The 12897-nt window shown below is 68.1% G+C and carries 12 protein-coding genes; 3 read left to right on the top strand and 9 right to left on the bottom strand.

Annotated elements, in window-relative coordinates; genetic code table 11:
- Nucleotides 1-7 precede the first annotated feature (7 nt).
- Nucleotides 8-1090, bottom strand: a complete 1083-nt coding sequence (locus CSW60_RS09375; protein WP_099536996.1) for a phosphotransferase family protein — start codon at nt 1088-1090, stop codon at nt 8-10.
- Between the two features lie 147 nt (nt 1091-1237).
- On the opposite strand from CSW60_RS09375, the gene CSW60_RS23105 reads away from it, so the two are divergent.
- Nucleotides 1238-1609, top strand: a complete 372-nt coding sequence (locus tag CSW60_RS23105; protein WP_143324148.1) for a hypothetical protein — start codon at nt 1238-1240, stop codon at nt 1607-1609.
- Between the two features lie 9 nt (nt 1610-1618).
- On the opposite strand, the gene purD is transcribed toward CSW60_RS23105, so the two are convergent.
- Nucleotides 1619-2905 carry a phosphoribosylamine--glycine ligase gene (gene purD / locus CSW60_RS09380; RefSeq protein ID WP_099536997.1) on the bottom strand — a complete coding sequence of 429 codons (1287 nt, stop codon included), beginning with the start codon at nt 2903-2905 and terminating at the stop codon, nt 1619-1621.
- 113 nt (nt 2906-3018) lie between these two features.
- Between purD and CSW60_RS09385 the strand changes: the two genes are divergently transcribed.
- Together CSW60_RS09385 and CSW60_RS09390 are read left to right on the top strand one after the other, a co-directional pair.
- Entirely contained in the window at nt 3019-3702 is a 684-nt protein-coding gene (locus tag CSW60_RS09385) for a hypothetical protein (RefSeq protein WP_099536998.1), read from the top strand.
- Entirely contained in the window at nt 3597-4535 is a 939-nt protein-coding gene (locus CSW60_RS09390) for a LytTR family DNA-binding domain-containing protein (protein WP_236634239.1), read from the top strand. Before CSW60_RS09385 ends, CSW60_RS09390 begins: the two co-directional genes overlap by 106 nt.
- A gap of 4 nt (nt 4536-4539) precedes the next feature.
- Here the strand turns inward: CSW60_RS09390 and phoB are convergent, their stop codons facing one another.
- From phoB to CSW60_RS09425, 7 genes are all read right to left on the bottom strand, one after another.
- Nucleotides 4540-5232 (bottom strand): phosphate regulon transcriptional regulator PhoB, encoded by a 693-nt coding sequence (gene phoB / locus CSW60_RS09395; RefSeq protein WP_013080924.1) that lies wholly within the window; start codon nt 5230-5232, stop codon nt 4540-4542.
- A gap of 18 nt (nt 5233-5250) precedes the next feature.
- A complete protein-coding gene (gene phoU, locus CSW60_RS09400; RefSeq protein WP_099536999.1) occupies nt 5251-5943 on the bottom strand; it encodes a phosphate signaling complex protein PhoU in 693 nt (230 codons plus the stop codon).
- A gap of 22 nt (nt 5944-5965) precedes the next feature.
- Complete coding sequence (pstB, locus tag CSW60_RS09405) at nt 5966-6808, bottom strand: phosphate ABC transporter ATP-binding protein PstB (protein WP_099537631.1); 843 nt, start codon at nt 6806-6808, stop codon at nt 5966-5968.
- A 58-nt stretch (nt 6809-6866) separates the two neighbouring features.
- On the bottom strand, nt 6867-8162 hold the full coding sequence (pstA, locus tag CSW60_RS09410) for a phosphate ABC transporter permease PstA (protein ID WP_099537000.1): 1296 nt from the start codon (nt 8160-8162) through the stop codon (nt 6867-6869).
- Entirely contained in the window at nt 8155-9588 is a 1434-nt protein-coding gene (pstC, locus tag CSW60_RS09415; RefSeq protein WP_099537001.1) for a phosphate ABC transporter permease subunit PstC, read from the bottom strand. Before pstC ends, pstA begins: the two co-directional genes overlap by 8 nt.
- A 140-nt stretch (nt 9589-9728) precedes the next feature.
- Entirely contained in the window at nt 9729-10709 is a 981-nt protein-coding gene (locus CSW60_RS09420) for a TerC family protein (RefSeq protein ID WP_099537632.1), read from the bottom strand.
- Between the two features lie 650 nt (nt 10710-11359).
- Complete coding sequence (locus CSW60_RS09425; RefSeq protein WP_099537002.1) at nt 11360-12739, bottom strand: cell wall metabolism sensor histidine kinase WalK; 1380 nt, start codon at nt 12737-12739, stop codon at nt 11360-11362.
- Nucleotides 12740-12897 lie beyond the last annotated feature (158 nt).

Raw genomic sequence — 12897 nt, forward strand, 5'->3', positions numbered from 1 at the left:
TAACCCCTCAAGCCCCCGCTTTGCGCGCGAAGTCCCAGGCTCCCTTGGCCAGGACCGGCACGCGCGCCTCCATCAGCTGCGCATGGGCGCTGGCGGCCGTGCCGTCGCGGACGCGACCGACGATGCCCTGGCAGATGCCGGCCAGTCTGAAGAGGTTGTAGCTGAAATACCAGTCCAGCTCGGGCAGGCCGTCGCGGCCGGTGGCCTTGCAATAGCGCGCCACCGCCTGGGGGATGGTCGGAATGCCGTAGGCTTCCAGGTCCTTGATCTCGGCCAGACCCCCGCGCTGGTCCGACGGCATCACCCAGTTCATCAGGAAGTAGCTGAAGTCGGCCAGCGGATTGCCCAGGGTCGACAGCTCCCAGTCCAGCACCGCGATCACGCGCGGCTCGGTGGGATGCAGGATCATGTTGTCGAGGCGGTAGTCGCCATGGACGATCGAGGTCTGGTCGTCGGCGGGGACGGTCTTGGCGAGCCACTCGATCAGCCGGTCCATCTCGGGGATCGGGGTGGTCTCGGAGGCCTTGTACTGCTTGGTCCAACGGTCGATCTGGCGCGCGAAATAGTTGCCGGGCTTGCCGTAGTCGGAAAGGCCCACGGCCGCGTAGTCGACATTGTGCAGCGCCGCCAGGGTGTCGATCTGCGCCTCGTAGATCGCGCGTCGCTCGGCCGGCTGGTAGTCGGGCAGGGTTCCGTCCCACAGGATGCGGCCCTCGACGTTCTCCATCACGTAGAAGATCGTGCCGATGACGTCCTCGTCCAGGCACAGGGCGTAGGCCTTGGCGACCGGGAAGTCCGCCTTGTTCAGGCTGGAGATCACCTTGTACTCGCGGTCGACCGCGTGGGCGCTGGGCAGCAGCTTGCCCGGCGGCTTGCGGCGCAGGACGTACTTCCGGGCCGGCGTGACCAGCTGATAGGTTGGGTTCGACTGGCCGCCCTTGAACTGGCGCACCTCCAGCGGACCGGCGTAGCCTTCGACGTTCGCCTCGAGCCAAGCGGCCAGCTTGACCTCGTCGATCGCGTGGCGCGGGTCGACCGGCTTGGTGCCCGAGTTCAGGTCCTGGGCGGACTGTTCGGCGGCTTGGGCCATGGCGCGCTTCTCCCCAACACTTGTTTGAAAGGGAGTTTAGAGGGTGAAGCGGCGGAGGCAAGCGCAGATCAGATACCCGCTAAGAGTTTATTCATAGCTATGCAACCTAAATGTGCATCAACTGTAGCTATTTGGGCAGGTAACACTGTGAGAAAGCCGGAAGAATTGCGAGAAGTCATCGACTTAGCGGACAGCGCAGCTAAGCGCTTCTTCGACGTCCTTGCGCGCATCACCGCCGTGAGTGTTCTTCTTGAACTAGGCAGAAACACACACAACGTTTGGATCGTTGTGACAGCCTATGTCGCAACCACAGTATTCTTCGGTTGGTTGAGCATGTGGGTTCTCTTTCGCAGTGGAGAAATCATCGCGCAAAGAGGCACTTCGGATCGTCTGCACAAATTTAGAGATGCCCTGTCATTCGCAATTCAGCTCCCTCTAATAGGGATGGCAATCTGGACTGTTTGGACTGTGGCCCCTGAAATCATGAAGGCGCTCGCCAATGCCATGGCAAGCAGATAGGCACGGTGTTCAGCTCTTTGCGGCCAGCGCCCGCCAGCCGATGTCGCGACGGTAGAAGCCGCCCTCCAGGCTGATGCTTCCCAGGGCCGCATAGGCGAGATCCCGGGCCTCGCTCAGCGTCGCGCCCAGGGCGCAGACGTTCAGCACCCGGCCGCCGGACGCCACCAGGCGGCCTTCGAACTCGCGCGTCGTGCCGGCGTGGAAGACCACGACCGCCTCGCCAAAGTCGGCGTCGGCGCCCTGGATGCGGCCGCCGGTCCTGGGCGCGTCGGGATAGCCCTCGGCGGCCAGCACCACGCAGATCGCCGCCTCGTCGCGCCACTTCGGCGCTTCGATGGAGGCGAGTTCGCCCTTCGCCGCCGCCAGCAGGATCGGCACGATGTCGCTCTCGAGGCGCAGCATCAGGGTCTGGCACTCGGGATCGCCGAAGCGGGCGTTGTACTCGACGAGCTTCGGGCCCGTGGGCGTCAGCATCAGGCCGGCATAGAGGACGCCGACATACGGATTGCCCTCGGCGGCCATGCCCTCGACGGTCGGGACGATCAGCTCGCGCCAGGCCTGGTCGATCAGGTCTTGGGTCAGCACCGGCGGCGGCGAATAGGTGCCCATGCCGCCGGTGTTGGGGCCCTCGTCGCCGTCATAAGCGCGCTTGTGGTCCTGAGCCGCGCCGAAGAAGATCGCCGTCTCGCCGTCGCAGACCGCGAACAGCGAGGCTTCCTCGCCGTGCATGAACTCCTCGATCACCACGCGCGCGCCGGCTGAGCCGAAGCGACCGCCCAGCATGTCCAGCACCGCCGCGTCGGCCTCGGCGCGGGTCGCGGCGATCACCACGCCCTTGCCGGCCGCCAGGCCGTCGGCCTTGATCACGAACGGCGCGGCGAGGGTGTCGAGGAAGGCGCCGGCCGAGGCGGCGTCCTCGAACACGCCATAGGCCGCCGTCGGCAGGCCGTGGCGTTGGCAGAAGTCCTTGGTGAAGGCCTTGGAGGTCTCCAACTGCGCCGCGCGCTGGCTGCCGCCGAAGCACGGGATGCCAATCGTCGCCAGCTTGTCGGCCAGGCCGACCTCCAGCGCCGATTCCGGACCGACCACCACCAGGTCCGCGCCGATCTCCTGGGCCAGGGCGACCAGGCCGTCGGCGTCGGTCGCCTTGACGGCCTTGAGCTCGGCGACCTTGCCGATACCGGGATTACCCGGGGCGGCGACGAGGCGGCCGCACAGCGGCGACTGGGCGATCTTCCAGGCCAGGGCGTGCTCGCGCCCGCCGGACCCGACGAGGAGGATGGTCAGCTTTTCCATGAGCGCGGGGTGTGACGCGCGGGCGGCGGCGGGTCAAGCCATCGCTCGCCCCCGCCCGCCGTCATTCGCCCCAATCGGCTCGCGTCCGGCCCACGCGCCGCTAAGCCGAGGGCATGGACAAGCTGATCTTCTCCCCCGCGCTCGCCGTGCATGTGTCCGCCGGCTTCCTGCTGGTCGCCGTCGGCCTGGTCCCGATCCTGAGCCGCAAGGGCGCGCGGCTTCACCGCTGGTCGGGCCGTCTGTTCGTGGCGCTGATGGGCGTGTTGCTGGCCGCCGCCTGGGTGATGACCGTGCTGCGCTTCAACGCCTATTTTGCCGCCTTGTCGGCCACCGCGACGATCACGCTCTTCTCGGGCGCGCGGGTCCTGGGCCGCAAGCGGCCGGACCTCGATCCGCGCCAGCGCGCCCGGCCTCTGGACTGGATCGCCACACTGGCGGTCCTGGCGATCGGGGCTTGGATCCTGCTGCTGGTCGTACAGGGCCGCACCGGCGGGAAGGCGGCGGTCAGCGCCGCGCTGGTCTACGCCGCCTTCACCTACGGCGGCTGGGACGTCTGGCGTTTCTTGCGGCCGCTGTCATGGCCTTTCAGCCCGTCTCTCTGGCGCTACGAGCACGTCTTAAAAATGCTTTCGGCCTATGGCGCCGTGATCAGCGCGTTCTCAGGTAACTTCGTGACGTTCCTGCCCAAGCCGTGGAGTCAGCTCTGGCCGACCTTGTTGTTCCAACCGATGGCCGTGATCTGGATCATCGTCCTGGTCCGGGGGCGGAAGAGCGCGCCCCGACCGGAGCCCGCCTGAGCCGTCGTCAGACCCGCGTCTGGGTCCTGGCGTTCACCGCCTATGGCTGGCTGGCCACGACGATATCGGCGGCCTGGTTCGCGCGACGGCTGGCGGCGCTCCGCGGCCGGGAGCTCGGCGTCGTCGACTCGCTGATCTGGCAGGGCGCGATCTATACCGCCTGGCTGCCGGCGGCCTTGGTCGTATGGCTGCTGATCCGTCGGTTCGGCCTGGGCGCGATCGGGCTTCTGGCGCTCTATCTGGCCGGCGCCCTGATCATCCCGGCGGAGTCGCTGATCTCGGCCACGATCGACGCCGCCCATGGCGCGGGCGCCGATATCCCAGCCCGGACCCTGGCGCGCCTGCCGGTCAGCCTGCTGCTGTACACGGCCATGGCCGCGGTGGGGCTGGCCGCGGGGCGCTACAGCCAGGCCGGCGACGAGAGGGACCGCGCCCATGCGCTGGAGATCGCGCTGGAGGACGCCCGTCAGGCGCTGGCGCAGGCGACCGCCACGCCGCCGCCCCCGGAAGAGCGGCTGATCGTGACGAGCGGCGCGCGGCGGGTGCCGGTCGAGACGGCCGAGGTCGAATGGTTCGGCGCCGCCGACAACTACGTGGTCGTCCACTGGTCGGACCGCGAGGGGCTTCTGCGCAGCACGCTGCAGGCCCTGGAGGCGCGGCTGGACGCCAAACTCTTCGCCCGTTGCCACCGCTCGGCCCTGGTCAACCTGGCGCGGGTCACCGCCTTCGCCCCCCTGTCGGACGGCTCGTGGCGGCTGACGATGGAGAGCGGCGCGGAGGTCGTGACCAGCCGCACCTATCGCCGGGAATTGCTGGAGCGGCTGGGGCTGTAGAGTCTCAGGCCGCGTCCAGGTCCAGCGAATAGCCGGCCGAACGCACCGTGCGGATCGGGTCGCCGTCCGACGAGCCGTTCAGCGCCTTGCGCAGGCGGCCGATGTGGACGTCGACCGTGCGGGCCTCGACATAGACGTCCGAGCCCCAGACCGCGTCCAGCAGCTGCTCGCGGCTGAACACCCGGCCCGGATGCTGCATCAGATAGTCCAGCAGGCGGAACTCGGTCGGGCCCAGGTGGATCTCCTTGCCGTTCCGCTTCACGCGGTGGGCGACGCGGTCGATCACGATGTCGCCGACCGTGATGCGGTCGTCGGCCAGGCCCGGACGGATGCGGCGCATCACGGCGCGGACGCGGGCGGTCAGCTCGACCATCGAGAACGGCTTGACCACATAGTCGTCGGCGCCGGTGTCGAGGCCGCGGATGCGGTCGCTCTCTTCGCCGCGCGCCGTCAGCATGATGATCGGCACGTTGCGGGTCTCGGCCCGGCCGCGCAGGCGACGGCAGACCTCGATGCCCGAAACCTTGGGCAGCATCCAGTCTAGGATGACCAGGTCCGGCGCGCGTTCGCTGGCCAGGGTCAGGGCTTCCTCGCCGTCGCCGGCGACCGCGACGCGGTAGCCTTCCTTGTCGAGATTGTAGTGCAGCAGGGTGGCCAGGGCGTCTTCGTCTTCGACCACCAGAACGTAGGGTGTCACTTCAGATCGCCTCCAGCCTTACTGCGAAACGACGTCGAGCTTGGGGCGCTGGGACGTCAGTTCCTCGCCAGTCAGCTCGAAGTGGATGATCTCGGCGATGTTGGTCGCATGGTCGCCGATGCGTTCCAGGTTCTTGGCCACGAACAGCAGATGGGCGCAGGCGTTGATCGTGCGCGGGTCGCCCATCATGTAGGTGAGCAGCTCGCGGAAGATCGAGTTGTAGTGCTCGTCGACCTCCTCGTCGCGGCTCCACACGCCGATGGCGCGCTGCAGGTCGGAGGTGGTGTAGGCGTCCAGCACGTCCTTCAGGCGGCCCTGGACCAGCTTGCCCATGCGCTCGATCGAGCGGGTCAGGGCGGTCATCGGATCGGCGTCGTTCAGGATCAGCGCGCGCTTGCCGATGTTCTTGGCCATGTCGCCGCAGCGTTCCAGGCTCATCGAGATCTTCAAGGCGGCGACGGCGTGGCGCAGGTCCACGGCCATCGGCTGGCGCAGGGCGATCAGGCGGAAGGCCTTGCGTTCGATCTCGCCCTGCAGGGCGTCCAGGCGCTCGTCGCCGGCGACCACGGCCTGGGCCAGCGGGCCGTCGCGGCGGGCGATGGCGGCGATGCAGTCGGCGACCTGGCTCTCGGCGATGCCGCCCATGCGGGTGACTTCCGCGGTCAGGTGGGCCAGCTCTTCGCCGTAGGATTTGACGGTGTGTTCGGTCATGTCGGTGTCCTTCCCCGCCGGATCAGCCGAAGCGGCCGGTGATGTAGTCTTGGGTGCGGCTGTCGCGAGGATTGGTGAACATCTCCTCGGTCGGGCCGCTCTCGACCAGCTTGCCGAGGTGGAAGAAGGCCGTGCGCTGCGAGACGCGGGCGGCCTGGGCCATCGAGTGGGTGACGATGACGATGCAGAACTGGGTCCGCAGCTCGTCGATCAGCTCCTCGATCTTGGCGGTGGCGATCGGGTCCAGGGCCGAGCAGGGCTCGTCCATCAGGATCACTTCCGGCGACACGGCGATCGCGCGGGCGATCACCAGACGCTGCTGCTGGCCGCCGGAGAGGCCCGTGCCCGGCTGGTGCAGGCGGTCGGCGACTTCGTTCCAGAGGCCGGCCTTCTTCAGGCTGCTCTCGACGATGGCTTCCAGTTCGTCCTTGCGCGAGGCCAGGCCGTGGATGCGCGGACCGTAGGCGACGTTCTCGAAGATCGTCTTCGGGAAGGGGTTCGGCTTCTGGAACACCATGCCGACGCGCGAACGCAGCACCACCGGGTCGACGCTCTTGGCGTTGACGTCGGCGCCGTCGATCTCGATGGAGCCCTCGACGCGGGCCGAGGGGATCGTGTCGTTCATGCGGTTGATGCAGCGCAGGAAGGTCGACTTGCCGCAGCCCGACGGGCCGATGAAGGCGGTGACCGACTTGGCCGGGATGTCCAGGTTCACGTCGAACAGCGCCTGCTTCTCGCCGTAGAACACCTTGACGTCGCGAGCCTTGATCTTGGGCTCGCCGACCGGGGCGGCGGCGCTGGCCGGCGGCACGGCGGTCTGGATCACCGGGGTTCCGGCGGTGTCGTCGGGGCTTTGGACGGTCATGGCGTGTCCGCGCAGGAGAGGATGGGCGAGAGGGTTCAGGATCAGGGTCATGTGAAACCTACCAGCGGCGCTCGAAGCGGCGGCGCAGGATCACGGCCGCGGCGTTCATGACGATCATGAAGACTAGAAGGACGATGATGGCGGCGGCGGTGCGCTCGTGGAAGGCGCGTTCCGACGCGTTCTCCCAGATGAACACCTGGACCGGCAGGACGGTGGCCGCGCCGGTGAAGCCTTCCGGCACGCCAGGCACGAACGAGACCATGCCGATCATCAGCAGCGGAGCGGTCTCGCCCAGCGCGTGGGCCAGCGACAGGATGGCGCCGGTCATCACGCCGGGCATGGCCAGGGGCAGCACGTGGTGGAAGACCGTCTGGGTCTTCGACGCGCCGACGCCCAGGGCGGCCTCGCGGATCGAGGGCGGCACGGCCTTCAGCGCCGAGCGGGTGGCGATGATCACGGTCGGCAGGGCCATCAGGGCCAGCACCAGGCCGCCGACCAGCGGCGAGGAGCGCGGCACGTTCAGCCAGTTGATGAACAAGGCCAGGCCCAGCAGGCCGTAGACGATCGACGGCACGGCCGCGAGGTTGTTGATGTTGACCTCGATGATGTCGGTCCAGCGGTTCTTCGGGGCGAACTCTTCCAGATAGACGGCGGCCATCACCCCGACCGGCACCGCGATCAGGGCGGTGATGATCAGCATCATGGCCGAGCCGACCACCGCGCCCAGCACGCCAGCCTGCTCAGGCTCGGTCGAGTCGGAGTTGGTGAAGAAGGCGAAGTTGAAGCCCGACTTGATCGCGCCGGCCGTCTTCAGCTGGTCCAGCCAATCCAGTTGCTGGTTGTCCAGCTTGCGGTCGCCCTCGGCGGTCGAGCGCTTCAGCTCGCCCTTGAAATAGAGGTCGGCGTCGGCCTTCAGCGGGCCAGAGACGGTGATCGTCTGGCCGATCAGCTTCGGGTCGGCCTTGATCTTGTTCAGCAGCTGGAAGCCGAAGTCGCGCGAGACCAGGTCCTGGACCTTGGTCGAGGTCGTGCCCAGGTCGTCGTCCTGCACGCCCAGCTTCTTCATCACCGCCTCGGCGACGATGTAGTCGTAGTTGACCCCCGAGAGGTCGGACGTGTCGATGCGGTCCGGGTTCAGATAGACCGGCACGCTCAGGGTGTGGGTTTCGAACGTCGTGTAGCCTTGCGCCACGATGCGGCCGACCAGCACCACCAGGAAGATCATGGCGATGATGATCGCCGCCATGCCTTGGGCCTTGAACAGGCGCTCGGCGCGGTGACGCTTCTTCAGACGGTCGTCGGCGGCCGAGAAGGCCGAGCGCGGGGCGGCCGCGCCGAGGGTCGCGTCAGTCATATTGTTCCCGGTACTTCTGGACGATGCGCAGGGCGATGATGTTCAGGCACAGCGTCACCACGAACAGGGTGAGGCCGAGGCCGAAGGCCGACAGCGTCTTGGGGCTGTCGAATTCCTGGTCGCCGGTGAGCAGGGTGACGATCTGGACGGTGACGGTGGTCACCGTGTCCAGCGGGTTGGCGGTCAGCTTGGCCTGCAGACCGGCGGCCATGGTGACGATCATGGTCTCGCCGACGGCGCGAGACATGGCCAGCAGCATGGCGGCCATGATGCCCGGCAGGGCGGCCGGCAGGACGACCTTCTTGACCGTCTCGGACTTGGTCGCGCCCATGGCGTAGCTGCCGTCGCGCAGCGACTGCGGCACGGCGTTGATGATGTCGTCCGACAGCGAGGAGACGAACGGGATCAGCATGATCCCCATCACCACCCCGGCCACCAGGGCCATCTGGTTCTGGACTTCCATCAGGTAGGTGGCGATCGGGCCCGGCGGCAGGGCCGCGCCGAGGGCGTTGAAGCCGGCGCGGAACAGCGGGCCCACGGTCAGGGCGGCGAAGAAGCCGTAGACGACGGTCGGCACGCCGGCCAGCACCTCGAGCAGCGGCTTGACCACGCCGCGCACGCCGCGGTTGGCGTATTCCGAAAGGTAGATCGCCGAATAGAGACCGATCGGCGCGGCGACCAGCATGGCGATCAGCATGATCAGGAAGGTGCCGGCGAACAGCGGCACGGCTCCGAAGGCGCCGGCCGAGGCCACCTGGTCGGCGCGCATGGCGATCTGCGGGCTCCACTCGGTGCCGAACAGGAACGAGATCGGATTGACGCTCTGGAAGAAGCGCCAGCTTTCCCAGACCAGCGACAGCACGATGCCCAGGGTGGTCAGCACCGCGGCGACCGAGCAGCCGATCAGCAGCATGCCGATCCAGCCCTCGACCCGATTGCGGGCCCGGAATTCAGCGGAGATCTTCGGGAAGGCCAGCAGGAAGCCGGCCAGGGCCAGCACGCCCGCGGCGGCCAGGACGCCGACCTTCAGCAGGGTCTCGATGCGGCGAGCCTCGGCGACCTTGACGTCCAGGGCGGCCTTCAGCTCGCCCTCGTAGGTCACCTCGCTGGGCGACTTGCCGGCGGCGATCGCGTGGGCGTCGCTGTAGAAGACGTCCTGGCGGTCGGGCTCCAGCGCCTGGACGGCGGCCGGACGGCTCGACTGCAGGATCGCGTCCTCGACGCGGCCGCCGAACATCACGCCCAGCAGCAGCAGCAAGGCGGCGGGCACGCCGGCCCACAGGGCCGCGTAGGTCCCGTAGTAGTCCGGCAGGGAATGGAGGACGCGCGCGCGGCCTCCGGCGGCGGCCACGGCGCGACGGCGGCCGGCCATGAAGGCCGCGCCGGAGAACAGCGCCAGGACAAGGAGCGAAAGCCAGGTCAGCATGCGTGAAGCTAATCTTGCGCCAGAAGTGTCGAAGGCTCCGCAGGATCGCGGCCTTCCCCCGGGCCAGATCTATGACCGGCCGGCGCTGTGCTTATGCGACAGTTGCATGACAGTTTGACGACAGCGCTCGGTTAACGCGCTCACGCGCTCGAAGAACCGGCTTTTCGCGTCCGCCATAGCGACCAGAACACGCCGGCCGCCAGGATGGCGAAGGTGATCGACAGCGACAGGCTGGCGGGGAACTTGGCCCAGCCCAGCAGGTCCGCGATGAAAATCTTGCCGCCGATGAACACCAGCAGCACGGCCAGCGCCTGCTTGAGATAGGCGAAGCGGTGCAGCACGGCCGCCAGGGCGAAGTAGAGGGCGCGCAGGCCCAGGATGGCCATGATGTTCGAGGTGTAGACGATGTAGGGATCGGTGGTGATCGCGAAGATCGCCGGGACCGAGTCGACGGCGAAGATCAGGTCAGCGACCTCGACCAGCACCAGGGCCAGGAACAGCGGCGTCGCCAGCAGGGCGGCCTTGCCTGTGCGTGGGTCCGCGCCCTTGACGAAGAACTTCTCGCCCTCCAGCCGCTCGGTGACCGGCAGGACCCGCCGGATGAGCTTGAGCGTGGCGCTCTCGTTGAGATCGATCGGCTTGCCGCTGGAGAACAGCATCTTCAGGCCGGTCAGGATCAGGAAGACGGCGAAGATATAGAGCACCCAGCCGAACTGGCTGACCAGCGCCGCGCCGACGCCGATCATGACGCCGCGCATCAGGATCACGCCCAGCACGCCCCAGAACAGCACCCTATGCTGCAGGGCGGGCGGAATGGCGAAGAAGCCGAAGATCAGGGCGATGACGAAGACGTTGTCGATCGCCAGGCTCTTCTCGATCACGAAGCCGGTCAGGTACTCGACCCCCGCCGCAGCGCCCAGCTGCATCCAGACCAGACCGCCAAAGCCAAGGCCCAGCGCGATGTAGGCCATCGACATGACGAGGCTCTCGCGGATGCCGATCTCGCGTGTCTTGCGGTGCAGGACGCCAAGGTCGAACGCCAGCAGCGCGACGACGGCCAGAACGAAGCCGGCCCACATCCAAAGGGGTTTGCCGATCAGCGGCAGGGTCAGGAAATCCATGGTGAGGTCGCGATCCATCCTTCGGCGGCCGCGCTGTGGTCGCGGCCGCCGGGGGACTTGAGGTTGAAAGGAAGTCGGCTAGCCCGAAAGGGTCAGACGCGGATGTCGAGCACGCTGCGACGGGCGGATCGCGCCGTTGGCGAAGTCTCGATCCGGTCTGGCGGCGTCACGGGCTTGCTCGTCGGTTGGCTGGCGTGGGACGCCGCCTGGACAAGGGTCTGCTGCGTCAGTCGTAGCGGCAGCCAGGCCCCGGAGCCAGAGGGGGCGCCGATCCTCATCGCCGCCCCCAACGATCGACAAGATCAAGCAGGAAGGGCCGCGGCGGCGCCCGATCGGCTGGCCCGGCGGGCGGAGCCGGTCGTTCGCGACGGTCAGGCGAAGACCGACCACTGTGAGCGGACTTGGAAAAAATGGAACTCAGAAACATCGACGCTCTCCTCTGTTGGGAGGGCGGCCCGACGTCGGGCTTGCTGGGCTGTGGGGGGACGTCCCTCGGACCCGGCATCGAGCACACCCGATGCGTTCCGACATCACGACCGCGCTGTCAGCGCCGATCGTCAGAGGGGCCCGGCTCGCATACCAAAGATAGATGACCGGCGGCGGCTTCGCAAGATCGCGGCCAAGCTGACGCCGCGGACCGGCGCCCTGACCTAGGCCTCGGCCTTGGCCATGGGCAGGTAGACGCCGAAGGTCGCCCCCTCGCCCTGAACGCTCTCGACCGTGAGGCCGCCTCGGTGGCGGTTCATGATGTGCTTGACGATCGCCAGGCCAAGGCCCGTGCCGGACCGGTCGCCGCTCTTCTGCCCCTCGACGCGATAGAAGCGCTCGGTCAGGCGCGGCAGGTGCTCGCGCGCGATGCCCGGCCCGCGATCGGTGACCCGCAGGACGGCGTAGCGCTCGGCCGGGTCGTGGTCGGGCGTCAGCAGCGACATGCGGGCGGCGGCCGAATCGCGCGGCGCGGCGGCCGCCTCGGCCGGCAGGCCCGGGAAGATCTCGACCCGCACCGTCCCGCCCTTGGGCGTGTACTTGATGGCGTTGTCGACCAGGTTCTGGATGACCTGGATGATCTGGTCGCGATCGCCGTCGACCACCGCCCCGCCGCGCGGCGGCAGCACGGGATCGAAGGTCACGGCCTTGTCCTTGGCCTGCGGGGCCAGGGCGTCGATCACGTCGATGGCGGCCATGGCCAGGTCGACCCGTCCCAGCGGCGCGATGTGCTCGTTCAGCTCGATCCGCGACAGGCTCATCAGGTCGTCGATCAGGCGCGACATCCGCTCGGCCTGGGCCAGCATGATGGCCAGGAACTTGTCGCGCGCGCCCGGATCATCCTTGGCGTGGCCGCGCAGGGTCTCGATGAAGCCCGACAGCGAGGCCAGCGGCGTGCGCAGCTCGTGGCTGGCGTTGGCCAGGAAGTCGGCGCGGGTCCGCTCGCTGCGTCGGGCGTCGGTTTCGTCGCGCAGGGCCAGCAAGGCCAGGCGCGAGCGGCCCGGCGCGTCCTTGAGCGGCCGGACATAGGCCAGCCAGGCGCGGCCCTGGGTCCCGCCCGTCTCGAACTCGACCACGCCCTCGAGGCCGCCGAACAAGGCTTCGTCCACCGCCTCGAGCACGCGCGGGTTACGCACCGCCGTGACCAGCAGCTGGCCGGGATGTTGGATCTTGAACAGCTCGCGCGCGGCGGCGTTGGCGAACAGGAAGCGCCGGCCTGTCAGGTCGTCGGCTTCCTCGGCCGCGATCACCATCAGGGGATCGGGCAGGCGGTCGAGAATCGCGGCGAAGGGCGGAATCTCCTCGGTCGCCGCGACGGGGGCAAGCGGCGCGCCGGGCTTCACAGGCGCTTGCCGCGCCTGGTCGCGCTTGGCCAGCCAGTAGCCGGCGCCGGCCGCGCCGGCGGCCGCGAGCGCGGCGGGGAACGGTTGGGCCACGCCGACGACCATCAGACCCAGGATCGCGCCGGGCCCCACCAGAATGGGCCAAAAGGCGCTGGAGCGGCGACTTTCCGGTCCTGCGGAGGACGTGTTCGCCAGGGGCATGTGGGGGCTCATGGTCCAGAGCGTGAAGCGATTCGACGAAGCAGATATGGCGCCCCGCCAAGCCATGCGATAGACGGTTGGCGCCTTAGTACGTGTCGCGAGCGAGACTCACCGCATTTTCGCCGCAACGTGACCCGAATTAGGTGCGCCGGTTTCTA

Origin of the sequence: Caulobacter sp. X (genome assembly GCF_002742635.1) — a bacterium.
In the GTDB taxonomy this organism is placed as follows: Bacteria; Pseudomonadota; Alphaproteobacteria; order Caulobacterales; family Caulobacteraceae; genus Caulobacter.